The sequence below is a fragment of the Burkholderia sp. Ap-955 genome (assembly GCF_011753045.1).
Lineage (GTDB): Bacteria > Pseudomonadota > Gammaproteobacteria > Burkholderiales > Burkholderiaceae > Burkholderia > Burkholderia lata_D.
Genome location: NZ_VWWH01000021.1, coordinates 60,876 through 83,680 on the forward strand (window position 1 = coordinate 60,876; position 22,805 = coordinate 83,680).

21 protein-coding genes and 2 tRNA genes are annotated in these 22,805 nt (G+C 61.2%); 6 read left to right on the forward strand and 17 right to left on the reverse strand.

Translation table 11 applies throughout. The features are described from left to right. Nucleotides 1–289: 289 nt before the first annotated feature. The gene (locus tag F3J15_RS14650) at nucleotides 290–697 is read right to left on the reverse strand and encodes a hypothetical protein (protein WP_166891925.1); all 408 of its coding nucleotides are present in this window, start codon (nucleotides 695–697) and stop codon (nucleotides 290–292) included. A gap of 251 nt (nucleotides 698–948) precedes the next feature. On the opposite strand from F3J15_RS14650, the gene F3J15_RS14655 reads away from it, so the two are divergent. Continuing rightward, nucleotides 949–1,374, forward strand: coding sequence for a transcriptional regulator (locus tag F3J15_RS14655; protein WP_166891927.1), 426 nt, complete (start codon nucleotides 949–951; stop codon nucleotides 1,372–1,374). A gap of 326 nt (nucleotides 1,375–1,700) precedes the next feature. Beyond that, nucleotides 1,701–2,285 (forward strand): recombinase family protein, encoded by a 585-nt coding sequence (locus F3J15_RS14660; protein WP_166891929.1) that lies wholly within the window; start codon nucleotides 1,701–1,703, stop codon nucleotides 2,283–2,285. Between the two features lie 176 nt (nucleotides 2,286–2,461). Here the strand turns inward: F3J15_RS14660 and F3J15_RS14665 are convergent, their stop codons facing one another. Beyond that, nucleotides 2,462–4,150 carry a HEPN domain-containing protein gene (locus tag F3J15_RS14665; protein ID WP_166891931.1) on the reverse strand — a complete coding sequence of 563 codons (1,689 nt, stop codon included), beginning with the start codon at nucleotides 4,148–4,150 and terminating at the stop codon, nucleotides 2,462–2,464. Nucleotides 4,151–4,670: 520 nt separating this feature from the next. On the opposite strand from F3J15_RS14665, the gene F3J15_RS14670 reads away from it, so the two are divergent. Both F3J15_RS14670 and F3J15_RS14675 read left to right on the forward strand, forming a co-directional pair. Beyond that, a complete protein-coding gene (locus F3J15_RS14670) occupies nucleotides 4,671–5,072 on the forward strand; it encodes an NUDIX hydrolase (RefSeq protein WP_166891933.1) in 402 nt (133 codons plus the stop codon). A gap of 87 nt (nucleotides 5,073–5,159) precedes the next feature. After that, the gene (locus tag F3J15_RS14675) at nucleotides 5,160–5,456 is read left to right on the forward strand and encodes a hydrogenase maturation factor (protein ID WP_166891935.1); all 297 of its coding nucleotides are present in this window, start codon (nucleotides 5,160–5,162) and stop codon (nucleotides 5,454–5,456) included. Here F3J15_RS14675 and F3J15_RS14680 read toward each other — a convergent pair. From F3J15_RS14680 to F3J15_RS14690, 3 genes are all read right to left on the reverse strand, one after another. Further along, nucleotides 5,453–5,665, reverse strand: a complete 213-nt coding sequence (locus F3J15_RS14680; RefSeq protein WP_166891938.1) for a hypothetical protein — start codon at nucleotides 5,663–5,665, stop codon at nucleotides 5,453–5,455. The genes F3J15_RS14675 and F3J15_RS14680 overlap by 4 nt on opposite strands. 386 nt (nucleotides 5,666–6,051) lie before the next feature. Beyond that, nucleotides 6,052–6,128 (reverse strand) — tRNA-Pro (locus F3J15_RS14685). A gap of 159 nt (nucleotides 6,129–6,287) precedes the next feature. Continuing rightward, nucleotides 6,288–7,001, reverse strand: coding sequence for a methyltransferase domain-containing protein (locus F3J15_RS14690; protein WP_089445477.1), 714 nt, complete (start codon nucleotides 6,999–7,001; stop codon nucleotides 6,288–6,290). Nucleotides 7,002–7,395: 394 nt separating this feature from the next. On the opposite strand from F3J15_RS14690, the gene F3J15_RS14695 reads away from it, so the two are divergent. Both F3J15_RS14695 and F3J15_RS14700 read left to right on the forward strand, forming a co-directional pair. Further along, nucleotides 7,396–8,211 (forward strand): tyrosine-protein phosphatase, encoded by an 816-nt coding sequence (locus F3J15_RS14695; RefSeq protein ID WP_345891551.1) that lies wholly within the window; start codon nucleotides 7,396–7,398, stop codon nucleotides 8,209–8,211. Between the two features lie 345 nt (nucleotides 8,212–8,556). Then, nucleotides 8,557–10,767 carry a hypothetical protein gene (locus tag F3J15_RS14700; RefSeq protein WP_166891943.1) on the forward strand — a complete coding sequence of 737 codons (2,211 nt, stop codon included), beginning with the start codon at nucleotides 8,557–8,559 and terminating at the stop codon, nucleotides 10,765–10,767. A 97-nt stretch (nucleotides 10,768–10,864) separates the two neighbouring features. Here the strand turns inward: F3J15_RS14700 and F3J15_RS14705 are convergent, their stop codons facing one another. From F3J15_RS14705 to F3J15_RS14760, 12 genes are all read right to left on the reverse strand, one after another. Next, nucleotides 10,865–11,278, reverse strand: a complete 414-nt coding sequence (locus F3J15_RS14705) for a MerR family transcriptional regulator (RefSeq protein WP_089445474.1) — start codon at nucleotides 11,276–11,278, stop codon at nucleotides 10,865–10,867. A 61-nt stretch (nucleotides 11,279–11,339) separates the two neighbouring features. Next, nucleotides 11,340–11,726, reverse strand: coding sequence for an integration host factor subunit alpha (locus tag F3J15_RS14710; RefSeq protein ID WP_006486093.1), 387 nt, complete (start codon nucleotides 11,724–11,726; stop codon nucleotides 11,340–11,342). Nucleotides 11,727–11,798: 72 nt separating this feature from the next. Further along, entirely contained in the window at nucleotides 11,799–14,228 is a 2,430-nt protein-coding gene (gene pheT / locus F3J15_RS14715) for a phenylalanine--tRNA ligase subunit beta (protein WP_166891946.1), read from the reverse strand. Nucleotides 14,229–14,324: 96 nt separating this feature from the next. Beyond that, nucleotides 14,325–15,338: a phenylalanine--tRNA ligase subunit alpha gene (pheS, locus tag F3J15_RS14720; RefSeq protein WP_006486107.1), complete on the reverse strand. Its 1,014-nt coding sequence runs from the start codon at nucleotides 15,336–15,338 to the stop codon at nucleotides 14,325–14,327. 148 nt (nucleotides 15,339–15,486) lie between these two features. Continuing rightward, complete coding sequence (gene rplT / locus F3J15_RS14725; RefSeq protein ID WP_004192938.1) at nucleotides 15,487–15,846, reverse strand: 50S ribosomal protein L20; 360 nt, start codon at nucleotides 15,844–15,846, stop codon at nucleotides 15,487–15,489. A gap of 29 nt (nucleotides 15,847–15,875) precedes the next feature. After that, the gene (gene rpmI / locus F3J15_RS14730) at nucleotides 15,876–16,073 is read right to left on the reverse strand and encodes a 50S ribosomal protein L35 (RefSeq protein ID WP_004191477.1); all 198 of its coding nucleotides are present in this window, start codon (nucleotides 16,071–16,073) and stop codon (nucleotides 15,876–15,878) included. A 189-nt stretch (nucleotides 16,074–16,262) separates the two neighbouring features. Further along, on the reverse strand, nucleotides 16,263–16,787 hold the full coding sequence (infC, locus tag F3J15_RS14735; RefSeq protein WP_071734130.1) for a translation initiation factor IF-3: 525 nt from the start codon (nucleotides 16,785–16,787) through the stop codon (nucleotides 16,263–16,265). Between the two features lie 49 nt (nucleotides 16,788–16,836). Beyond that, entirely contained in the window at nucleotides 16,837–18,744 is a 1,908-nt protein-coding gene (thrS, locus tag F3J15_RS14740) for a threonine--tRNA ligase (protein WP_069247806.1), read from the reverse strand. 271 nt (nucleotides 18,745–19,015) lie between these two features. Further along, nucleotides 19,016–19,092: transfer RNA gene (locus F3J15_RS14745), tRNA-Val, on the reverse strand. A gap of 87 nt (nucleotides 19,093–19,179) precedes the next feature. Further along, nucleotides 19,180–21,414, reverse strand: a complete 2,235-nt coding sequence (locus tag F3J15_RS14750) for a bifunctional (p)ppGpp synthetase/guanosine-3',5'-bis(diphosphate) 3'-pyrophosphohydrolase (protein ID WP_166891949.1) — start codon at nucleotides 21,412–21,414, stop codon at nucleotides 19,180–19,182. Nucleotides 21,415–21,453: 39 nt separating this feature from the next. Further along, nucleotides 21,454–21,807, reverse strand: a complete 354-nt coding sequence (locus F3J15_RS14755) for a RidA family protein (RefSeq protein WP_069247804.1) — start codon at nucleotides 21,805–21,807, stop codon at nucleotides 21,454–21,456. 80 nt (nucleotides 21,808–21,887) lie between these two features. Continuing rightward, a complete protein-coding gene (locus F3J15_RS14760) occupies nucleotides 21,888–22,784 on the reverse strand; it encodes an alpha/beta hydrolase (protein ID WP_166891960.1) in 897 nt (298 codons plus the stop codon). Nucleotides 22,785–22,805 lie beyond the last annotated feature (21 nt).

Consider the following 22,805-nt stretch of genomic DNA (forward strand, 5'->3'; position numbering starts at 1 on the left):
CACATCCAGTAACGGTGAGCAAAAGCCACCACCCGTGGAAAAGGAACGCGTGCCGGTCGATCCGGCAGTGGAGGCATTCGCGATACTTTGGCGGGTTGCATCGACTCATGCCAGACAGCGTCCAAATAGAAAGGGCTCCCCTTTCTGCACTCGATTGCATGCGATTGATTAGGAGCGGACTACATCACGCGTGCCAGACATCTGTCTGGCCTGTTGACGGACACCGAACATACTCGCGAAGACCATCGTGCAAGTATGTTGCGCCAGCCCATGCCCCAAATTCAAGCAATTAGCTCTGGTCACAGGCCTTGTGGTAGTGGCTAGAATCGGACGACAGACCGGTCGAATCGTAGACAAATCGGCGCGTTTCGCGTGCCCCGACACTCCAAGTACCGGTCGCAACGATGCAAGTCACATCACCATTCCCTTGGCGCAGCGACGAAAACGTCACGTCATCCGGGTACATCGAATACAGGCGTACCGCGTCCTTCGCGCCACCTGGATGCCATTCGGTGCCGGTGGCAGTTGCGTTGGGCAGTGGTGCGTATACAGGCACCCCCGTGATCAACTCGATCGCAAAACTGAGCACCCCGGCGATACAAGATGCGGCGAGGAACTTCAGCAGTGGCGCATGGATCGACGGTTCCTTGACGGCAAGCGGATGCGGCCTCTTCTTTTCATAGATTTTCATCTTCATGGCTAGCTCCGGGGTCAAGGCAACGGTGGCGAGCCCGGGTCGATGGCATCCGCGAGCCGGCATTGCGCTGCAATCAATTGCACGAGACGAACTCAGTCCGGGTAAGCCGTCGTAATTCGTCTTGATTGGCAGCACGCCGACAACTGCTTGCCGGATGTGTCACTGCCAGTCGTCTTAGTTTAGAACCGATTGGTTAAAATAAACAACCAAGTGGTTTCCAGAGCAAGTTCGGCGTGCCCGAGACTTGGGGCATGCCTGATTCAGACGAGAAAAAAGAATTCGCGGCCCGCCTCAAGCAGGCCCTGAAACGCAGCCCGAAACGCATCGAGACTGCGTCGGAACTGGCTATCCAGTTCAATCTTCGCCATCCGGCCGAGCCGATCACACCTCAAGCCGCACAGAAATGGCTGACGGGGGCCGCTCGCCCGACCATCGACAAGATCAAAACGCTTGCCGCATGGCTGAATGTTTCCGAGCAGTGGCTTCGGTTTGGCGTCACGGATATGAAGCGCCCGCCCAAGCCACCTCAGCAGGCAAAAGCGGAGAAAGCAATCACGCCAACACCAGAAGAGCTTGAACTCGTCAGTCGTTTACGGGGCCTGTCGGCCTATCAGCGACAGCTTGTCGAAGGCGTGATCGAGCAATTCAGCCTGGATCGGGAAATCTGGAAGGACTGATTCGTCCGATGAAGGAGAGCTTGGATGACACGCGGGCGTTGCGACAAACGGCACTGGTGTACTTGATTGCGGCCGACTCACTGTAGCGCTCCCCCTCCCAAATGTAACCCTACGGCGAGCACGCGGTCATTCCTCCCAACCAGTGCCGGCGTTCGGGCATGTACGAATACGACCGGTTGCGTACACATGGACGCCTTCGGTCGACATGAAGTACGTAAACTAGGCCTTTAGTTTTCGTACCTATGTACTAAAATTGAATTACGTTTTAGTACCCCGTGCTTTTACGATGGTCTTGCAATCAGTTGCAAAACTCCAGAAGAGTCACCATGAGTCGCGTCTTTGCCTATTGCCGCGTCAGTACGGCCGACCAACACACCGAAAATCAGATCGCCGAGATTAAGGCGGCGGGCTTCGAAGTGACGGTAAAACGCACGATCAGCGAGCATATTAGTGGCAGTGTGCCCGTCATCGACCGCCCTGGATTCCAGAAGCTGTTGGACCGCATCGAGGAAGGTGATGTACTCGTCGTCACCAAGCTCGACCGACTCGGCCGCAACGCTATCGATGTGCAACAAACCGTTCGTAGGCTTGCCGATACGGGTGTGCGCGTGCATTGTCTCGCCCTCGGCGGCGTAGATCTAACTTCAAGCGCTGGAAAGATGACGATGGGCGTCCTAACCGCCGTCGCACAATTCGAACGCGATCTATTGATCGAGAGGACGCAAGCAGGTTTGCAGCGCGTAAGGGCCGAAGGCCGCAAGCTGGGCCGCCCCTCAGCGCTATCCCAAGAACAACAGGTAGAAGTGCGGCAACGCCTCGCGCACGGTGCGACGATCTACGCACTTGCCAAAGAGTATGGAGTCGCACGCCAAGTCATCATGCGCGTACGTGATCGCGCCGCCTCAGCTTGATCTGCCGGTTATTGACTTGCAATTGATTGCAGACAATCCAGTTGCTTCCCCCGGACGCACCACACCTTCGCTAGTAGCATGGACGGGTTGAATCCGCAAGCCAAAGCGGTCAAATCCAGCTGGATCGAAGCAGTCGGATCTATATTCATGCTAGTCGGTGTAAATCATGATCACTTCTACTTCAAATTGCCGCTTTTCTTGATAATCCAGATATTATGGACATCAAGGCGCTCGTCGTTAAACTCGAAGTAACCTTGCGCCACGAACCTGGCTTGCTCCTTACTGACACCAAATATTTTTTCGGGATCTTGTATCCCCGAAGTCTTGGTTACATCATGTATCCAATCATTATATTTTCTGGTGAATTCTTCAGAAAATGCAAGCTCCCCCTTTTCGTCTTCGACACAACAGCCATAAACTCGCAAACCCTTAATAGCGCGGAGCTGCTGAAGCTTCTCCCCCGTCACAGGAAAAAATTCGGCAGCTCCAGTAACGCGATCCATATGAACGCGATCGATCGCAGCAGCGAGCTTAAGCCTGCTATGCGTATACTTCAGGCAATCGATAAAATCCTCAGTCGTGAGCCCAAAGTCCAAGAATGCCCAATAAGTCAGGAGCAGCGCAATTTTTGACTCAGCCCGAATTACGATAGGGAACTGCTCCTGTTCTAAACCGTGATCATCTCCATGCGCCACGCTGTTGCGGACCTTCTTGATCAGAGCAAACTCAGCCTCCGACATATTTATTATTTTCATAATATCAACATCTGTAGCCGCAATCGCTCGCCGATACTTGCCTTCCAAATTTAGGTTATCTGATGCAAATGCTCCGCTTGCGATCTCAACAATCTTATCTCGTTGTTCATCCAGCATGTCCGGTAGCTCATTAGCGAGATTCAAGCGGAATTTTTTCATCCTCTTCGCAGACGGCGGCTGAGACTCAGAGGACTTCTCCCCATCAAATCGAATAGCCAGATAGCTATCCAATAGACTGACGTATCCCAACGCCTTGTATTCCCAAAATCCGTCGTATCGCTGCATGCCGGCCAATCGTACCCAACATACCTTTCTGTATTTGGATTGGTAGTAATGGTCGACGATTGACTGCCACCGGCCGTCCAAAGCAGGCTGCTGGATAAAGCATTGAAGCCAGAAGCTATGATCATCTTTGTCTCGCTCGGGGCGCTTGAACGTCGGGAAATGGACTCTATGGGATCGGCCGGATTCCGACGTGACCATGACATTTACGATGGTAGCCGGATAGGCAAGTAAAATGGATAGCAGACACGAGAGTTCGTGTGTCTTAGCCTTCACATCTGCGAGCCCGAACTGGCTGGTCTTCGCCGAAAATACGAACTCAATATGTTCATGTAGGACCAAATCCTCACCCCGTTGACTGCGAGAGGCACGATATTCACTTCGCAGGTCAAAGTGCTCTTCGTCGGTTTTGACGGTGACGTCGATATCCTTCGGAATCCGCTTCCAAGTAAGCGTTTCACCAACTGAGCCATCAACTGTCCTCCAGCGGAGAAACCACTCAGATACGTCGCTGTACCGCACATAAATTGAGTCGAACTCTACTTTGCTCAAGTCGCCATCGATCACATAGTTTGCGTAAAGTGCAATACCGTTAGCCTCGCATTCGCAAAGACTAAATGTCGTTCCTTCGTTTGTTACGGCCTTAACGAGATCAAATTTCGCGCCGTCTACGCGCAACTCTGGAGCATTATCTGAGATCGAGAGATTAACGCAGGCCCATTGATTACTTCCGAAACGCAGAATGCCAGATCCTAGTCGCCCAAATTGTTCGTGATGTAGCTCGACGTCGAGTTGCTTTCGCTCTGGATTGTGGCCATTCTTGGGCATATTGCGTCCTCACTGAAGTTTGTGCAGAGATTTTTCACTTTAAGGATCGCGTTAATCTAGGCTGTCAAGAGCCTTGACAACCTTCAACATCGAAACCGTAGCGATGTGCCTCTTCTCGTATAACGGTAGCAGCAATTGTCAGATTTTTGCCAATTCGAACCAGTCGGAATGGTCACCTTTGGCTGGTTGCCACCGCGTGCCATCGACGACAATTAGCCGGATCGTGAACTTCGAGCGGCCCCGTCCGGGCCGCTGTAAACTCGGGTCACCAAAGCAACTTTTCCTCATCACATGAGCACGCTCGCGCCTCCACCGGTGCAACCGTCACCCCACTGGTGCAGCGGCACTTGCGCCTTGCATGACACGGCTTGGGCACACGAACCTACGCCCAACGCCTGAATCGCTATTGCTACAGACCGAGGACAACCACCGCTCACATCGATCGACTCCGCAGCTCTCCCACTACGATCGCCCTACATCGCAGCACTAAAGTACTAAAAACATTCGACCCTCAGACTTCATGAGCAGCCCAGAATCCGATCTTGCCCCCATCAAAGAACGCGCAACAGTTGTGTGCGTCCAGGGGCAGCGCGTCTTACTAGTCGCCCGCGCTGCGTCGCGATGGGCGCTGCCCGGCGGCACAATTAAGACTGGCGAGACACCGCTGGGAGCCGCACACCGCGAACTTCAGGAGGAAACTGGCCTAGTCGGCTTGGATCTGAAATACGTGATGCACTTCGGCGGCCTATCAAAATTGCATCATGTGTTTATTGGTGAACTCTTGGCAGACCTGAGGCCGCAAGCGAGTAATGAGATCGCTCGATGCAAGTTGTTCCGTCACGACGCCATCGCCCAACTCCGGGCAAGTATTCCTACGAAGAAAATCATCGAGTTGGCCTATAGCAGCGACTGGTCCGCATAGGCAAGATTCATCTCGCAGTTCGGGGTCGCGTGGCTATACTTCCGCGTGCAAACTTTTGAACGGTGCCCCACTCGCAGCGAGGCAAACATGACCACCGAGTACACCTACCGTGGATATACGATCGACGTTCGCTGCGAACACAAAGTCGGCGCGGCCGGATTCGATGTGACGCTCGATGACGACGCCCCACGTGGATACATTGCAGTAGTCCAGATTCGAGCAACGAATGTGCCATCGTTCTTCTTAGCACCCATTCGGCTGGCTGACGACCATGGCAAGCTGTTTGCCGATGGACTCGATGCTTTGCGCGCTGGCCGCTCGGCAGGTGAAATAATCGTTGACGACCTTCTCGTAGGCACCTGCGAAGAACGCTCGGCCAATTAGCGATGGCGGTTCCTGCGCAGTTCGTGGATTGCGTAGACAACAAGGAAAATCCCGACCATCGTTACTCCGGCCGCAACGAAATCGTTCAGGGCGCCAGAGCTATGCAGAAGCTTGGGGAACAGCCCCATGCTCGACCCGACAATCGCCAAAATCAATCCAGCGGCTATTCCCCATGCCGGCCCCGACTTGCCGTAGCTATCGTTATTCATGGCACCCCCGCCTGACGTTGTTTTCCTAAAGGCATTTCCAATATAGCCGATTGATGCCACGGCATCGGCGAGGTCGCTTAGACGGATGCACCTGCGACGGACGAGCTGTCGCCGGAGTCATTGGGTAGCTCGGCTTTGACCGAGAGATATGGAAGGACTGACGGAAAAGCTGACGTTCGGTCACTCGAATGACGGACGCGGGACATGCAGGCAATGGACTCAGCGGCCCGTTGCACTTGATTGCATGCATCGGCGCGTGGCACCGCCCGATCAAAAATCCGCAACGAACCACCAGTGAGCGGTGCGGTAGATGGAAAAGTAGGGGGAAAAACAGAAAGACCGGCTTTCGCCGGTCTTTCGTGCCAAGCTAAGTGCTTGATTTTACTTGGTCGGGGCGAGAGGATTTGAACCTCCGACCACCTGCACCCCATGCAGGTACGCTACCAGGCTGCGCTACGCCCCGAAAGAAAAAAATTATAACAGACAGTTTTCCGATTTAGAACGGGTCGCATGCATTTTGTGAATATTCTTGTGAAATTTTTTGGCGTGAAGGCGCCGATGCGAGCAACGACGCGCGTGGCATGGACGATTCGCGCGCCGGCCACACGGCCCCGCATCGCATTCACCGCTTGCGCGCAACACAGATGACTGTCAGCCCGGCGACGCGGTTGAAGCGGAAGATCGGCAACTCGATCCGGCAGATCGACTTGAGCAGGCCGTTGACGAACGGATGGTGACGACGCAATTGCGACGCCGGCTCGCTCGGCTGCCGTCGCACCCGCTCGCCGAGCCGCAACGCTGCCGCAAGCGGAAACGTGAGACCGAAATAATAGGCGCCGTGCTCGACGTCAAGCCCCGAGCGACGCACCACGTCCTCGAGACTGCCGAGCGTATATCGGCGCTTGTGCTCGAGAAAATCGTCATGACCGCTCCAGAGGAACTGGAACGCGGGAACCGTGATCAGGAAGCGGCTGCCCGAAGGCGCGCCCCTGACGTACTGCGTGAGCAGACCGACATCGTCGTCGACATGCTCGAGCACGTCCATCAGCAACACGAGATCGGCGTCGAATCGGTCAACGGATCGCCGAAAGTGGATGGGCTTGCCGGACGCCTCGCCGTCGGTATCGTCGGCATAGCTCGTATCGACACACCACGCCTCCGTCGCCTGCGTACGCTCCAGCAAGTGCTTCGAGAAAAAGCCCGAGCCTGCACCGACATCGAGTATCCGGTTCGCGCCTGGCACCCCCAGGAACCGACGGATCGCACTCGCCTTCGACGCGTAGTACCAGTGATCGCCCACGCCCGCACCCAGTACGTCGACTTCCTTGAGATCCATGACGTTTCCCCGTGATGGCTACTTTGCTTTGGTCGATACAGCCACTGATGCCGATCTTACCTCGCTGCCGCCGCCGATCCTACCTGTCGACAACGCGCAGCCGACACCGGCAACCCGCATTCCGACCTAATCGAAAAGGACGATGGCCGGTTCGCCGCAAATCGCTACCGTGCGGTTACCCGGCGCGAGATCGATGCGCATGGGCGGACCGTCCGACTGCATGCCGATCGATCCGGCCGCCCCGGCTTTGCCGCGTCGCGTGAGACATGGGCGACTTCGGTCAACCCCGCAGTCGCGACCTCTTGTAACCGTCTTCGACACAGGGCATTGAATGCATCAGAAAAACGAAATTACCCGTCGACATTTTCTCCGGCTGGGTGCCGGCACGATAGGCGTGGCGCTCGGAAGCGCATCGCTTCTGTCGGCATGCGGAGGCGACTCGATTTCGGTCGCGCCGATCACGACACCGCGGCTGAGTTCCGCATCGAATTTTCGCGACACGGCCGGGCCGGACGGAACCGGCTACGTGACAACGAGCGGCGCCAGGATGAAAAAAGGCGTGATCTATCGTTCATCCGCGCTCGCGTTGTCGGCCGCGGACATCGCCACCGTCGGCACGCTCGGCATCAGGCAGGTCTGCGACCTGCGCACGCCCGCCGAGATCAAGACGCAACCGGATGTGCCGCTGGCCGGCGCCACCTGGCAAAACCTCAACGTGCTCGGGGCTGCCAGCATCGATCCGATTCCGACCACCGGCGCCACGGCGACGGCATTCATGTCGAGCATGTACCGCGCGTTCGTCACGTCGGACGCTGCGCATGCCAGCTATCACGCGCTCTTCACCGGCTTCGCTGGCTCAGGCGCAAACCTGGTGTTCCACTGCACGGCCGGCAAGGATCGCACGGGCTGGGCAACCGCGATCCTGCACACGATCCTCGGCGCGTCCGAGCAGACGATATTCGCCGACTATCTGCTGACGAACGTCTATAGCGCGTCGGAAATCGCCGCTTCAGTCGCCCAGGCACAAAAAGCCGGCGGGCAAAATGCAGCGGACATGATGACCGCGCTGCAAGGCGCACACACCGACTATCTGCAGGCGGCATTCGACCAGGTCACCGCGTCGTACGGCTCGATGACGTCGTATATCGCGAACGGGCTCCAACTCGACCAGGCGACGCTGAACGCAATCCGGCAGCACATGCTGGTCTGACCGACCCGCGGGGTGCTGCGACGGGGCCGGATCGCATCCCCGCTTCGACCGCCGCGGCCGCTGCCCGTCGCATCCGGCGAAACCCGCATTGGCGAAGGCTGCGACGGATTTTCCAGGTCGCAGAAGCATTCGCCGACGACGGGCCGCGCAAACCAAACGACCGTTTGAGCCCGCCGCCCAACCACCGCGAATCCATTGTCCCGCAGCCCGCCGGACCGCCGCGCCCCGGCGCCCGTTGTTTGGTAACGCCGCTCTAGCGCGCTATGCCACACTGCACGGCATCGACGCTCGCGCCGTGCAGTGGCGCGCGCCGCCGTCGATCACGACAAGACATGGAGACAGACGATGCGGAATGCGGTCCGGCGCGGCCATCGCTCGCCTTTGGCAATTTTCGATTGGATTTCCGGCCCGCCACGTGCGGCCCGCCCCATCTCGCCCGGGACATTCCGCGTGTTCGGCTGCGGCGTGCTGACGCTCGCGCTGCTGTGCGCCGGTTGCGCGGAATCATCCGCGCAGCGTGACGGCAACACGTCGGTCGCGTCGACGAAGATCGAACGCACCAAGGCCGAACGCCTCGCCCGCGAGCAGCAGGTCGCACGCACCGTGCCGTCGCTCGCATCGATCAGCCTCACGCAACCGCGCCCGTTCACGCTGCGCGACTCGGGCCAGAACGGCGCGATGACGTTCCTGCGCGACGTCGATTTCCGCATCGTCAACAACCTCGGCTTCTTCATCCATCAGTTGTCGGCCACGCTGGTACCGACGCAAGCCGGCGCGCCGATCGTGTTCGACGATCCGACCAGTTTCCAGATCGACGTGCATGAAGGCACGGTCACGCTCGACGACGCGAAGCTCACCGCCCTCTTCAACACGTACATCTTCGGCTACCGCAACGCGCCGCTGCGCAAGCTCGCCGTGTCGGCCGGCGACGGCGTGATCCATCTGCAAGGCGAGATGCAGCGCGACGGCTGGGTGCCGTTCTCGCTGACCGGTACCCTCGCGATCCGTGACGGCAGCCAGCTCGTGTTCCATCCGACGGGCGTGCGCGTATCGGGCATCAACGCGCAGCCGGTGATGCGCGCGGCCAACGTGAAGATGGCCGACCTGCTGAAAGTCCAGACGCCGATCGCGCAACTCGCCGGCGACGATCTCGTGATGTCGGTCGACAAGCTGATGCCGCCGCCGCGCCTGAAGCTCACGATCACCGCGCTGCGCGTGACGCCGGCCGGGCTCGACCTGAAGCTCGACGACGGCACGCATGCCGGCTTCGCGATGCCCGCGAACGCGCCGCAGCAAGCGATGTACATTCGCGGCGGCGACGTGAAGTTCATGCGCTCGATGCCGATGAACGCGGACATCCTGATCGGTCCGGTCGATTCCACGAAGCGCGACCAGACTTTCGTGTTCGACCTGTATCACTATCGCGACCAGGTATCGGCCGGCTACTTCAATTTCGACGAAAGCGGCGCGATGGCGATCCGGATGCCGTCGTATGCGGGCCCGGCCAGCGGCGCGTTGCTCGGCAGCGCGACCGCGCGCCTGAACGACAGCTTCCTCGCCGCGCAACAGAATGCGCTGCGCGACATACGCCAGCACTGGGAAGCCTACGCACTCGCGGCGAACACCGCTCACCCCGGCATGCAGAAGGTCGCCATGCGGCGCACGTCGACCACGCCGTTCAACGAACGGCACGTGTCGAACCGCAACCCGACGATCCATCTGCGCAACGTCGACTTCAACCTGTCCGGGGATATCGGCTTTCACGTCGAGGACCTCGACGTGGAACTCGTATCGAAGCGGCCCGGCGAACCCGTCAATCTCGACGATCCGAACCAGTACGACATCCGCATTCTGGGCGGAACCGTCGTCGAGTCGTGGAAGGCAATGTCAGCGCTCTTCAACAACTATCTGCTCGACTACTCGCCGCGCTCGCTCAACGACCTGCAACTGAGCGCGGACGGCACGAACCTGCGCGTCCAGGGCGGCATCAAGCTGTGGAACCACGTACCGGGCGTCTGGCTGCCGACCGACATGAACGGCACGCTGTCCGTGCTCGATGACCGGCATCTCGCGTTCAAGCCATCCCAGGTGTCGGTGCTCGGCATCCCGCAGGCGAAGCTGCTGCGTTCGCTCGGTATCGAGCTCGCTTCGCTGACGCCGTTGCAGCGTCGCGGCGCGGAACTGCGTGGCGACACGCTCGTGCTCGACCAGTACACCGTGTTCCCGCCACCCGTGCTGAACGGCAAGCTCGGACAGGCAACGGTCGAACGCGACGGGCTGCGCCTCACGTTCAGGCGCATGGCAGGCACGCCCGCGCCGCGACGGCCGCAGATCGATGCACCGAGCTACATGTGGATGGAAGGCGGCGACATGAAGATGTTCAACGTGCTCGAACTGAACGTGCGCGCGCTGATCCGGAATTCGGCCGAGGCCGGCCCGATGCGTTTCGACCTGTACGGCTACCGCAGCCAGGTCGCGCAAGGCTCGGTGCGGATGCTGCCGGACGGCACGCTGGTCGTCGACATGGGGCAGAAGAACCCGCTCGCGTCACGCTGAAACGCACACGGCACGCATGAAAAAAGCCCGGTGGCACGCTGCCAACCGGGCTTTTCATTTCATCCTTCGCTTCGCGCTTGACTCGGAAGACGGTTACTCAGTCGTGCTTCAATCCGTCGAGCACGTCGAGCAGCGCCTGCCGCAATGCAATGACGTCGACGGTCGCGCCCGGCTTGCCCGGTGTGCGTGCATCGGTGGCCGGCGCCTCCGGCTCGACGGGTGCCGCCGCGGCCCGCTCGCCGGCCGGCGAATCGAGCCTGTTGCGCGCGCCGTTGATCGTGAATCCCTGCTCGTACAGCAACTCGCGAATCCGCCGGATCAGCAGCACTTCATGGTGCTGGTAATACCGACGATTGCCACGCCGCTTCACCGGCCGCAGTTGAGTGAATTCCTGTTCCCAATAACGCAGCACATGCGGCTTGACCCCGCACAGTTCGCTGACTTCACCGATCGTGAAGTAGCGCTTCGCGGGAATCGGAGGCAAGACGACTTTCTCAACCGTAGTGGTCATCGTCGGTTAACCGTCGGTAAAGGGTGCGCGGCGGCCGCGCGGAGACGTCAGCGCGCGGGGCTTACTCCGCGCCGTTTTCGACCAGCGCCTTCAGCTTCTGGCTCGCGTGGAAGGTTACCACCCGGCGGGCCGCGATCGGAATCGCCTCGCCCGTCTTCGGATTGCGGCCCGGACGCTGCGGCTTGTCGCGCAACTGGAAATTGCCGAACCCCGACAGCTTGACGCTCTCGCCGTTTTCGAGCGCGTCACGGATCACCTCGAAAAACGCCTCGACCATGTCCTTCGCTTCACGCTTGTTCAGCCCGACGCTGTCGAACAGCAGCTCCGCCAGTTCCGCCTTCGTCAGCGTGGGCGTCTCGGTGGACGCCGGCGCCGAAGCGTCGCGGTTCATGGCGCTGCGTTGCGCCGTCAGGAGGGCTTCGAATTCACTCGAGGTCATGTCGTTCATATCTGCCATACAGCGCGTTAAATCAAAACTTACGATCGGAAAAGGCCGCCCGCAAGCGGGCGGACCTCCCCCTTAGCCGCGCAGACGCGCACCGGCACGAGCCATCCGCTCGACCAGCGTCTGGATCGCCTGATCGACGACCTCGTCCTGTAGCGTGCCAGCCGCGTCCTGCAGCGTCACGCGGAAGGCAAGGCTCTTCTCGTGCGCGGCAAGACCACCGGAAGTATTTGATTTTGCACGAAATTCGTCAAAGAGTACAACCTTCTGAACGAATCGGCAGGCCTCTTCGGCAAGCGCCTTCTTCATTTCGTCGAAAAGTGCCTGAACCTCGACCGCCTGATCGACGACAACGGCGATATCGCGACGAACCGGCGGGAATTTCGATACGTCGGTCGGCGCGGGCAACGCACGCGCAATCAGTGCGTCCGCGTCGACCTCGAACATCACCGGCGCGTGCGGCAGTTCGTACTTCTGCATCAGGCGCGGGTGCAGTTCGCCGATCCAGCCGACCGCACGACCATCGACTTCGATGCGCGCGCTGCGGCCCGGATGGAGGGCCGGATGCTCTGCCTTCACGAAGCGTGCGGTCGCGGGCGCGAGCAGTGCCTCGAGATCCCCCTTCACGTCGAAGAAATCGACCGGGCGGGTCGCCGTGCCCCATTGCTCGTCGAGCGCCGGACCATAGGCAAGCGCACCGACGCGCTTCGGCTGCACGTAGCCCTCGACCGTCAGCTCGCCGGCCTTCGCCGCCGTATCGGTGAGGAACACGCGGCCAGCCTCGAACACGCGCACACGATCCGCGCGGCGGTTCAGGTTGTGGCGCAGCACGGAAATCAGGCTGCCGAACAGCGTCGTGCGCATCACCGACAGCTGGCTCGCGATCGGGTTCAGCAGGCGGATCGGATGGTCGTTGCCCGCGAAATCCTGCTCCCACTCCGCATCGACGAAGCTGAAGTTGACGGTTTCCGCGTAATCGCGCGCGGCGAGCGCGTGACGGATGTCGTGGATCGAGCGCCGCGTCTCGTTGGTCGCGCGCATTTCGCTCGTCGCGACCGGCGGACGCGCCGGGATCTTTTCGAAGCCGTAGATGCGCGCCACTTCCTCGATCAGGTCTTCCTCGATCTCGATGTCGAAGCGATGCGACGGCGGCGTGACGAGGAATGCGTCGTCTTCACGCTCGAACGGCAGGCCGAGGCGCGTGAAGATGCTGGCGATCTCGTCGGCGCCAATCTGCACGCCGATGATGCGGTTCGCGCGCGATACGCGCATCTTCACCGGCGCGCGCTGCGGCAGGTTCACGGACTGATCGTCGACCGGGCTGGCCTTGCCGCCGCAGATCTCGAGAATCAGTTGCGTGATGCGCTCGACGTGCTCGACGGTCGTCGCGTAGTCGACGCCGCGCTCGAAGCGATGCGCCGCATCGGTCGAGAAGTTGTACTTGCGCGCACGGCCGCGGATGCTGTCCGGCCACCAGAATGCGGCTTCCAGGTAGATGTTGGTCGTATCGAGCGTGACGGCCGTGCTGTCGCCGCCCATGATGCCGGCCAGGCTTTCGACCTGACGGTCGTCCGAAATCACGCCGACCGTTTCGTCGAGTTCGACCGTGTTGCCGTTGAGCAGCTTCAGCGATTCGCCGCGCTTGCCCCAGCGCACCTCGATGCCGCCGTGGATCTTGTCGAGATCGAACACGTGCGACGGACGGCCGAGCTCGAACATCACGTAGTTCGAGATGTCGACGAGCGCCGACACGCTGCGCTGGCCGGAACGCTCGAGGCGCTCGATCATCCACTGCGGGGTCTTCGCATGTGCGTTCACGCCGCGGATCACGCGACCCGAGAAGCGACCGCACAGATCGGGCGCGGCAATGCGCACCGGCAGCGTTTCGTCGAGCTCGACGCGCACCGGGCGGATGTCGACCGGCGTCAGCGGCGCGCCGGTGATCGCGGCCGTCTCGCGGGCGATGCCGAACACGGACAGGCAGTCGGCCTTGTTCGGGGTCAGCTTGATTTCGAAGATCGTGTCGTCGAGGTTCAGCGTCTCGCGGATGTCCTGGCCGACCGGCGTGTCTTCCGGCAGCACCAGCAGGCCGCTGTGATCCTCGGACAGCTTCAGCTCGCGCGCTGAGCACAGCATCCCCTGGCTCTCCACGCCGCGCAGCTTCGACAGCTTGATCGCGAACGGCTTGCCGCCCTCTTCTGCCGGCGGCAGTTCCGCGCCGACCAGCGCGACCGGTACCTTGATGCCGGGCGCGACATTCGGTGCGCCGCAGACGATATTCAGCGTCGCGCCGGTGCCGGCGTCGACCTGGCAGACATTGAGCTTGTCCGCATCCGGATGCTTGACGACTTCGAGCACGCGACCGACGACGATCTTCGACGTCGGCGGCGCAGCCTTGCTCAGCGATTCGACTTCGAGCCCCGCCATCGTCAGCGCGTGCGACAGTTCGTCGGTCGTCAGCTGCGGGTCGACAAAGGTTCTCAACCAGGATTCAGGGAATTGCATGGATGTCTACGTTCGAAACAGGTTAGATCGACGCCCGGGCCCCGTCGGATCATCCGTCGGGGCGTGCACGGGCACAGGTCGGCGCGGCGCGCGGCGTTACGCGAACTGGCGCAGGAAACGCAGGTCGTTCTCGAAGAACAGCCGGAGATCCTGGACGCCGTAGCGCAGCATCGTCAGGCGTTCGAGGCCGCTGCCGAACGCAAAGCCGATGTAGCGCTCGGGATCGAGGCCCATGTTGCGAATCACGGTCGGATGCACCTGCCCCGAACCGGAGATCTCGAGCCACTTGCCGGCGTTCTTGCCTTGCTCGAACATCATGTCGATCTCGGCCGACGGTTCCGTGAACGGGAAATACGACGGACGGAAGCGCACGAGGATGTCGTCGCGCTCGAAGAATTTTTTCAGGAAGTCGGTATAGACGCCCTTGAGGTCGGCGAAGCTGATGTTTTCGTCGATCCACAGCCCCTCGACCTGATTGAACATCGGCGAGTGGGTCGCATCGCTATCGACGCGATACGTGCGGCCCGGCGCGATCACCTTGATCGGCGGACGGTTCATGCGCGCGTAACGCACCTGCATCGGGCTCGTGTGCGTGCGCAGCAGCAGCTGGCGGCCGTCGGCATCCTTGCCTTCGACGTAGAAGGTGTCCTGCATCGAACGCGCCGGATGGTTCTCCGGGCTGTTCAGCGACGTGAAGTTGTACCAGTCGGTCTCGATTTCGGGGCCGTCGGCCACATCGAAGCCGATCGAGCCGAAAATCTGTTCGACACGCTCCCACGTGCGCATCACGGGGTGCAGGCTGCCTGCACCGGCGCCGCGGCCCGGCAACGTCACGTCGATCGCTTCGGCAGTGAGGCGCTGATTCAGCAGCGCGTCGGCCAGCGCCTGACGGCGTGCGGTCAGCGCGGCTTCAACCTGCTGCTTCGCGACGTTGATGCGTGCGCCTTCGGTCTTGCGTGCTTCGGGATCGAGCTTGCCGAGGCCCTTCAGCAACTCGGTCAGCGCACCCGATTTGCCGAGAAATCGTGCTTTCTCGTTTTCGAGCGTGGTGATGTCGGCAGCCTGTTCGAAGGACTGCTGCGCGTCGGCGACAATCTGGTCCAGATCCATAGATCCCATCATTTCCAACGTCATTCGGTCTTGGCGAGCGAAATCGCCCACCAAACAAAAAAGGGGCTCGGAAGAGCCCCGTTTTCGCTGCAGCGGCCGAGACTACCGGAACCTCGCTGCAACTAACCACGCAGTGCTAATTTCGCAATTAGGCTGCAACGGCGGCTTTCACCTGCTTGACGATCGCAGCAAAAGCAGCCTTGTCGAACACCGCCATGTCGGCCAGAACCTTACGGTCGAGTTCGATCGACGCCTTCTTCAGGCCGTTGATGAACACGCTGTAGGTCATGTCGTGCTGGCGAACTGCCGCGTTGATACGCGTGATCCACAGTGCGCGGAACACACGCTTCTTGTTGCGGCGATCGCGGTACGCGTACTGACCAGCGCGCATCACCGCCTGCTTGGCGATGCGGTAGACGTTATTGCGGCGGCCGCGATAACCCTTGGCCAGGTTGATGATCTTCTTGTGGCGGGCCCGTGCGGTTACCCCACGTTTGACTCGAGGCATGTTTCTCTCCTTAGAGTATCAGTTAGGGGTTACGCGAACGGCAGCATCGCGCGGACGGAGTTCAGATCGGAATCATGAACTGCCGTTGCGCCGCGCAGGTGACGCTTGTTCTTCGTGGTTTTCTTGGTCAGGATGTGACGCTTGAAGGCTTGACCGCGCTTGACGGTACCGCCCGGACGCACCACGAAGCGCTTTGCAGCACTCTTCTTGGTCTTCATCTTAGGCATGACGAACAACTCCAGTTTATTAGATGGCGATGGGTGTGCGGTTGGCTTGCGCCCTTGACCCGCCCTTCGAAACCCAGTCCACTTGTGTACGGCGAACCGCTTGCGCAGCCGCCGTCATTGCTGGCGCGCCGCCCTGACCGGGCAACGCGCCGAACCTCTGCGAACCTGCGCGCGACGCGCGCGGGCCCGTTACTTCTTTTTCTTCGGCGAGAGCACCATGATCATCTGGCGCCCTTCCATCTTCGGCATCTGCTCGACCTGGCCGACTTCCTCGAGATCCGTGCGCAGACGCTCAAGCATCCGCATACCGATTTCCTGGTGAGCCATTTCGCGGCCGCGGAAACGCAACGTGATCTTCGTCTTGTCGCCTTCTTCGAGGAAGCGCACGAGATTGCGGAGCTTGACGTTGTAGTCACCGTCATCGGTACCCGGGCGGAACTTGACTTCCTTGACCTGGATGACCTTCTGCTTCAGCTTCGCTTCGTGCTGCTTCTTCGACTCCTGGTACTTGAACTTGCCGTAATCCATCAGACGGCAAACCGGGGGAACCGCTTGCGGCGCGATTTCCACCAGGTCAACATCCAGTTCTTCCGATTTACGGAAAGCATCAGCGAGTTTTACGATACCGAGCGGTTCGTTCTCGATCCCGACCAGGCGCACTTCCGGCGCAGTGATTTCACCGTTGATGCGGTGCGACGACTTATCAGTAGCGATGTTACGTTTCCTCTAAAAATTAAAAAAACGAGCCGCGCTGCCAGGGCGGTTACTTGAACGAGCGCAGGTCTTCCTGCAGACGCTCAACGAAGGCTTCGACCGGCATCACGCCAAGATCGACGCCGCCACGGGCACGCACGGCTACCGTTTGCGCATCACGCTCCTTATCCCCCACGACGAGGAGATAAGGCACCTTTTCCAGCGTGTGCTCGCGTATTTTATAGCTAATCTTCTCATTGCGCAAATCGGCCGTCACTCTAACCCCTTGTTTTTGCAACGATTGGGCCAGAGATTGCGCATATTCGGCCTGACTTTCGGCGATATTGAGCACAACTGCCTGGAACGGCGCGAGCCAGGCCGGCATCGCACCAGCGTGGTGCTCGATCAAAATGCCGAGGAAACGCTCCATCGAACCGACGATTGCACGATGCAACATCACCGGACGGCGACGGCTGCTGTCATCCGCGACATACTCGGCGCCGAGGCGCTCCGGCAGGACCATGTCGAGCTGCAGCGTGCCGCACTGCCACGAACGGCCGAGCGCATCCTTGATGTGGTACTCGATCTTCGGACCGTAGAACGCGCCTTCACCCGGCAGCTCTTCCCACGTGAGGCCGCACGCCGTCAGCGCGTCGCGCAGGCCCTGCTCGGCGCGATCCCACGTCTCGTCCGTACCCGCGCGCTGCTCCGGGCGCAGCGACAGCTTGATGTCGATGTGATCGAAACCGAAGTCCTTGTACACGCTCATCGCCAGCGTGTTGAACGCGATCGATTCCGAGATGAACTGGTCTTCCGTACAGAAAATGTGCGCATCGTCCTGCACGAAGCCGCGCACGCGCATCAGGCCGTGCAGCGCGCCCGACGCCTCGTTGCGGTGGCACGAACCGAATTCCGCGTAACGCAGCGGCAGGTCGCGGTACGAGCGCAGGCCGTGCTTGAACACCTGGACGTGGCCCGGGCAGTTCATCGGCTTGATCGCGTAGTCGCGCTTCTCCGACTCCGTCGTGAACATGTTCTCGCGGTAGTTCTGCCAGTGACCCGACGCCTCCCACAGCGAGCGGTCCATGATCATCGGCGTCTTGATCTCGAGGTAGCCGGCTTCGTTCACGCGGCGGCGCATGTACTGCTCGACCTGCTGCCACAGCGCCCAGCCCTTCGGATGCCAGAACACCATGCCCGGCGACTCTTCCTGCATGTGGAACAGGTCGAGCTGCTTGCCGAGCTTGCGGTGGTCGCGCTTTTCCGCTTCCTCGAGCATGTGCAGGTACTGGTCCTGGTCTTCCTTCTTCGTCCAGGCCGTGCCGTAGATGCGCTGCAGCTGCTCGTTCTTCGAATCGCCGCGCCAGTACGCGCCGGCGACCTTCATCAGCTTGAAGACCTTCAGCTTGCCGGTGGACGGCACGTGCGGGCCACGGCACAGATCGGTAAAGCCGCCGTGCGAATACAGCTTGATTTCGTCGCTTTGCGGAATCGATTCGATGATCTCGGCCTTGTACTTCTCGCCGATGCTGCGGAAGTAGCCCGCCGCTTCGTCACGCGACACGACACGGCGCGTCACGGGCTCGTCCTTCTTCACGAGCTCCTGCATGCGCTTTTCGATCTTCTCCAGATCTTCGGGCGTAAACGGACGGTTGTACGAGAAGTCGTAATAGAAGCCGTTGTCGATCACCGGGCCGATCGTCACCTGCGCGTCCGGATACAGTTCCTTCACCGCGTACGCGAGCAAGTGCGCCGTCGAGTGACGGATGATGTCGAGGCCATCGGCATCCTTGTCGGTCACGATCGCGAGCGACGCGTCGCGGTCGATCACGGCCGACGTATCGACGAGCTCGCCATCGAGCTTGCCACCAAGCGCAGCCTTCGCAAGGCCGGGACCGATCGAGGCTGCAACCTCGGCAACTGTCACCGGATGCTCGTATTGTCGAACTGAGCCGTCAGGCAAGCGTATCGAAACCATAGCAATCTCCGTGATGCCGACAGTGGGCGGCAGACCAGGTACGCGATATAAAAATCACGCGGGAAAATGTCGCGACAAAAAAAATGCGGCCCCGCTTTCGAGGGGCCGCATTCGATACTTCACTCAAACTAAAAGGGCGAAAGGGTTCCTCGACTAGCGTCGCTCCGAAAAAGTTTCGGTCAACGTTCGCGGTGTCATAACCGTATTCGCCTTGTTCGCGTTGAGTTATTTGCTACATCGAACACCCGGAGACCGGGCATTCTCAATTCGTTGGTAGGCTCGATTGGACTCGAACCAACGACCCCCACCATGTCAAGGTGGTGCTCTAACCAGCTGAGCTACGAGCCTAGTGAAGCTAAGATTATATGGAGCCGTTACCCGCTTGGCAAGTATTTTTATGCGGTCGCAGCAAAATAACGGTGTTCGAACCCCACATCACGCCTTCCGCCCCGCCCGCACGACGCCCTGCACCTCACCAAGCAACGTGCACGCGCGCTGCACTTGCGCCGAGTTCGACACCTCGACCGTGAACTGCATGAATGCCGCATTGCGGCGGCTCTGCGTCTTCACGCCGACGACGTTCATCTTCTCGCGCGCGAACACTTCGGAGATGTCGCGCAGCAGCCCTTGCCGGTCGCTCGCCTCGATCATCAGGTCGACCGGATAGACGGACGCACCGCGCCCGCCGAGCACGTCGGCCGACCAGGTCGTCTGCAGCACGCGTTCCGGCGCACGCTCGACCATCCGGCGGAATGTCGGGCAATCGGTGCGGTGGATCGACATCCCCTTGCCGCGCGTGACGAAACCGCTGATCGGATCGGGCGGCGCCGGACGGCAGCAGCGCGCCAGCTGGGTCAGCAACGCGTCGACGCCCACGACCAGCACACCGGTCGACGCGCCATGCGCCACGCTGGCGCCGCTGCTGCGCTTTTCGAAATCGGCAGGCGCCTCGGGCGCCGGTTCGGGCGGCGGCGCGTCGGACAGCGCGTGCTCGACATTGCGCAGGCTGAACTCTTCCTTGCCGACGACCGAGAACAGCTCCTCGGGCGACTTGAAGCCGAGCTTCGCGGCGAGATTATCCAGGCTGACCGACGTCTTGCCCTCGCGTTGCAGCGTCTTTTCGACGAGCGCGCGGCCATGCGCGACGTTTTCTTCCTGCTCGATCGAGTTGAACCACGCCCGCACCTTCTGACGGGCGCGCGGGCTCTTCATATAGCCGAGCTGCAGGTTCAGCCAGTCGCGCGACGGTCCGCCCTCCTTCACCGCGACGATCTCGACCGTCTGGCCGTTTGCGAGCGGCGTGTTGAGCGGCACCATCGCGCCGTCGACGCGTGCGCCACGGCAGCGATGGCCAAGCTCGCTGTGCAGGTGGTACGCGAAATCGACCGGCGTGGCGCCCTGCGGCAACGCGATCACGCGCGCCTGCGGCGTCAGCACGTAGATGTGATCGTCGTCGAGCGACGTCTCGCGCAATTGCGCCCACGCCTTGTCGCCCGACTTTTCCGCGCCGTCCTCGACGTCATCCTTCCACGCGAGCAGCTGGCGCAGCCATGCAATCTTCTCGTCGTACTTGTCGCTTGCCGAGAACTGGCCGCCGTAGCCACGCGCGCCGGCTTCCTTGTAGCGCCAGTGGGCGGCGACGCCGTACTCGGCGAAACGGTGCATCTCCTGCGTGCGGATCTGCACTTCGAACGCGCGGCCGTCGTCGCCGATCACGACCGTGTGCAGCGACTTGTAGCCGTTCGGCTTCGGCCGCGAGATGTAGTCGTCGAATTCCTTCGGCACCGGCTGCCACAGGTGATGCACGATGCCGAGCACCGCGTAGCAATCCTTGATGTCCGGCACGATCACGCGAAACGCGCGCACGTCGTACAGCTCGGAGAAGTCGAGTTCCTTGCCGCGCATCTTGCGCCAGATGCTGTAGATATGCTTCGGCCGGCCGCTCACGTCGGCCTGGATGTGCGCATCCGCCAGCTCCTGCTGCAACCGGTCGATCGCCTGCGTGACGTACGCTTCGCGCTCGATGCGCTTCTCGTCGAGCAGCTTCGCGATCCGCTTGTAGGTGACGGGATCCTCGAAGCGGAACGCGAGATCCTCGAGCTCCCACTTCAGTTGCCAGATGCCGAGACGGTTCGCGAGCGGCGCATAGATCTCGAGCGTCTCGCGCGCGACGTCGGGCGGCGGGTCGATCTTCGCGGCCGCGTAGTAGCGCAGCGACTGCAAGCGCGACGCGAGCCGGATCAGGACCACGCGGATGTCTTGCGCGAACGCAAGCAGCATCTTGCGCAGCGCCTCGATCTGCGTGCGCCGCTCTTCAGCCGCATCGCGCCCCGCGTCGGACCCCGCGTTCTGCGCGGCGCGCAGGCTGACGGTACCGAGCCGCAACAGCTTGCGCACGTCGGATACGAGCCGCGCCACTTCGTCGCCGAAACGCTCGGTGAGCTCACGCTCGGGGTCGCTCAGGTGTGGCGTCAGCACGAACAGCGCGGCCGCCTGCATCGCGGACGGATCGACGTTCAGCGTGCGCATGATCGACGCCGTGCCCGCCGAGTGATCGGCGAGCAGTTCGCCCGACGACAGGCGCACTTCGCCGGCCCGCTCGCGCACGAACGCGAGCACGTCGTCGAACGACGGCGCCGCGACAGGGGATGCGGAAACGGACTCGGTCATTGCTCGGCCTGGCGGAATGCGATCATCGTCGGGTCAGGTTCAGCTCCGCTGCGCAGCGACGACCACGATCTCGACGAGCAGCGCGGGATCCGCGAGCTTCGCCTCGACGGTGGCGCGCGGCGGTGTGTTGCCGTGCGCGACCCATGCGTCCCACTCCGCATTCATGCCTTCGAAGTTCGCCAGATCCGAGATGTAGATCTGCACCGACAGCAGATGCGCCTTGTCGCTGTTCGCTTCGGCGAGCAGGCGATCGATGTGGCCGAGCACTTCGCGCGTCTGGCCCCTGATGTCCTGTGTGGTGTCTTCGGCGATCTGGCCGGCCAGATACACGGTACCGTTGTGGATCGCGGTTTCGGAGAGACGGGCCCCGACGTGGTGACGAATGACTGCCATGGAATGTTCCGGTCGTAAGTGGATGGAGATTCGGGCGGCGGCACGGCCCGCGTGCCGCTGAACCGCATATTATGACGCGTTTATGCGCCGCCTTCGACGAAAAACCGCCGCGCGAGGGCAATCTGGCTTGCATCGATGAACGCCGGCGCGTGGCCCGCCCCTGGGATCTCGGCATGCGTCACATGCCGGCCGCGACGCTCCATGTCGGCCACCGTCTCGCGCGACAGCAGGTCGGACGCCTCGCCTCGCACGACGAGCAGCGACGCGTTCGTCGTCTCGATCGCGTGCCACAGCGCGGCCTCACCGAGCGCCGCCAATTCGGGCGTCGTCGCCTTGAACGGTTCGGCGATGCGCGGATCGTAGCGAACCGTCCAGCCCCCTTCGGGCAGTTCGCGCAGCAGCGGCCCGTTGATCTCGCGCCATTCGTCGGCGGTCAGCGCCCCGAACGGCAGTGACAGCGACGTCAGATAGTCGATGCCCTCCTGCCGGGTCGCAAAGCGCGGCTGCACGCCGAGATATTCGCCGATGCGCGTCAGCGAATCGGGTTCGATGCGCGGGCCGACGTCGTTGACGATCATCCGGCGCAGCGGCGAACCCGGCAGCCCCGCGAACGCCATGCCGATCAACCCGCCCATCGACGTGCCGAACCAGTCGACCGATTCGACGTCGAGCCGCGCGATCAGCGTCACCATGTCGGACACGTATTGCGGGATCGCATAGAGCCGCGGATCGGCCAGCCAGTCCGACTGGCCGCGCCCGACGACATCGGGGCAGACGACGCGATACGTGTCGGACAGCGCCGCGGCAAGCCGGTCGAAATCGCGCCCTGAACGGGTCAGCCCATGCACACAGACCAGCACGCGCGGGTTGGCGGGATCGCCCCACTCGGTGTAGGCGACGTGGTGAAGGCCGGCAGCACTCGCGCACTGCACACGCCGCTGGCGAGGAACCTGGGAATTCGCTGGGGTCGTTGGCATCGTTGGCATCCTGTCGAACGG

What these genes read in the sequence shown, in the direction of transcription:
- pheT (WP_166891946.1), bottom strand. Translation starts at nt 14,228, where the DNA reads ATGCAATTCCCTGAATCCTGGTTGAGAACCTTTGTCGACCCGCAGCTG.
- F3J15_RS14755 (WP_069247804.1), bottom strand. Translation starts at nt 21,807, where the DNA reads ATGGCAGTCATTCGTCACCACGTCGGGGCCCGTCTCTCCGAAACCGCG.
- rplT (WP_004192938.1), bottom strand. Translation starts at nt 15,846, where the DNA reads ATGCCTCGAGTCAAACGTGGGGTAACCGCACGGGCCCGCCACAAGAAG.
- F3J15_RS14760 (WP_166891960.1), bottom strand. Translation starts at nt 22,784, where the DNA reads ATGCCAACGACCCCAGCGAATTCCCAGGTTCCTCGCCAGCGGCGTGTG.
- F3J15_RS14700 (WP_166891943.1), top strand. Translation starts at nt 8,557, where the DNA reads ATGCGGAATGCGGTCCGGCGCGGCCATCGCTCGCCTTTGGCAATTTTC.
- F3J15_RS14690 (WP_089445477.1), bottom strand. Translation starts at nt 7,001, where the DNA reads ATGGATCTCAAGGAAGTCGACGTACTGGGTGCGGGCGTGGGCGATCAC.
- F3J15_RS14710 (WP_006486093.1), bottom strand. Translation starts at nt 11,726, where the DNA reads ATGAACGACATGACCTCGAGTGAATTCGAAGCCCTCCTGACGGCGCAA.
- F3J15_RS14750 (WP_166891949.1), bottom strand. Translation starts at nt 21,414, where the DNA reads ATGACCGAGTCCGTTTCCGCATCCCCTGTCGCGGCGCCGTCGTTCGAC.
- rpmI (WP_004191477.1), bottom strand. Translation starts at nt 16,073, where the DNA reads ATGCCTAAGATGAAGACCAAGAAGAGTGCTGCAAAGCGCTTCGTGGTG.
- F3J15_RS14705 (WP_089445474.1), bottom strand. Translation starts at nt 11,278, where the DNA reads ATGACCACTACGGTTGAGAAAGTCGTCTTGCCTCCGATTCCCGCGAAG.
- F3J15_RS14675 (WP_166891935.1), top strand. Translation starts at nt 5,160, where the DNA reads ATGACCACCGAGTACACCTACCGTGGATATACGATCGACGTTCGCTGC.
- F3J15_RS14665 (WP_166891931.1), bottom strand. Translation starts at nt 4,150, where the DNA reads ATGCCCAAGAATGGCCACAATCCAGAGCGAAAGCAACTCGACGTCGAG.
- thrS (WP_069247806.1), bottom strand. Translation starts at nt 18,744, where the DNA reads ATGGTTTCGATACGCTTGCCTGACGGCTCAGTTCGACAATACGAGCAT.
- F3J15_RS14660 (WP_166891929.1), top strand. Translation starts at nt 1,701, where the DNA reads ATGAGTCGCGTCTTTGCCTATTGCCGCGTCAGTACGGCCGACCAACAC.
- F3J15_RS14655 (WP_166891927.1), top strand. Translation starts at nt 949, where the DNA reads ATGCCTGATTCAGACGAGAAAAAAGAATTCGCGGCCCGCCTCAAGCAG.
- F3J15_RS14680 (WP_166891938.1), bottom strand. Translation starts at nt 5,665, where the DNA reads ATGAATAACGATAGCTACGGCAAGTCGGGGCCGGCATGGGGAATAGCC.
- F3J15_RS14650 (WP_166891925.1), bottom strand. Translation starts at nt 697, where the DNA reads ATGAAGATGAAAATCTATGAAAAGAAGAGGCCGCATCCGCTTGCCGTC.
- pheS (WP_006486107.1), bottom strand. Translation starts at nt 15,338, where the DNA reads ATGGATCTGGACCAGATTGTCGCCGACGCGCAGCAGTCCTTCGAACAG.
- F3J15_RS14670 (WP_166891933.1), top strand. Translation starts at nt 4,671, where the DNA reads ATGAGCAGCCCAGAATCCGATCTTGCCCCCATCAAAGAACGCGCAACA.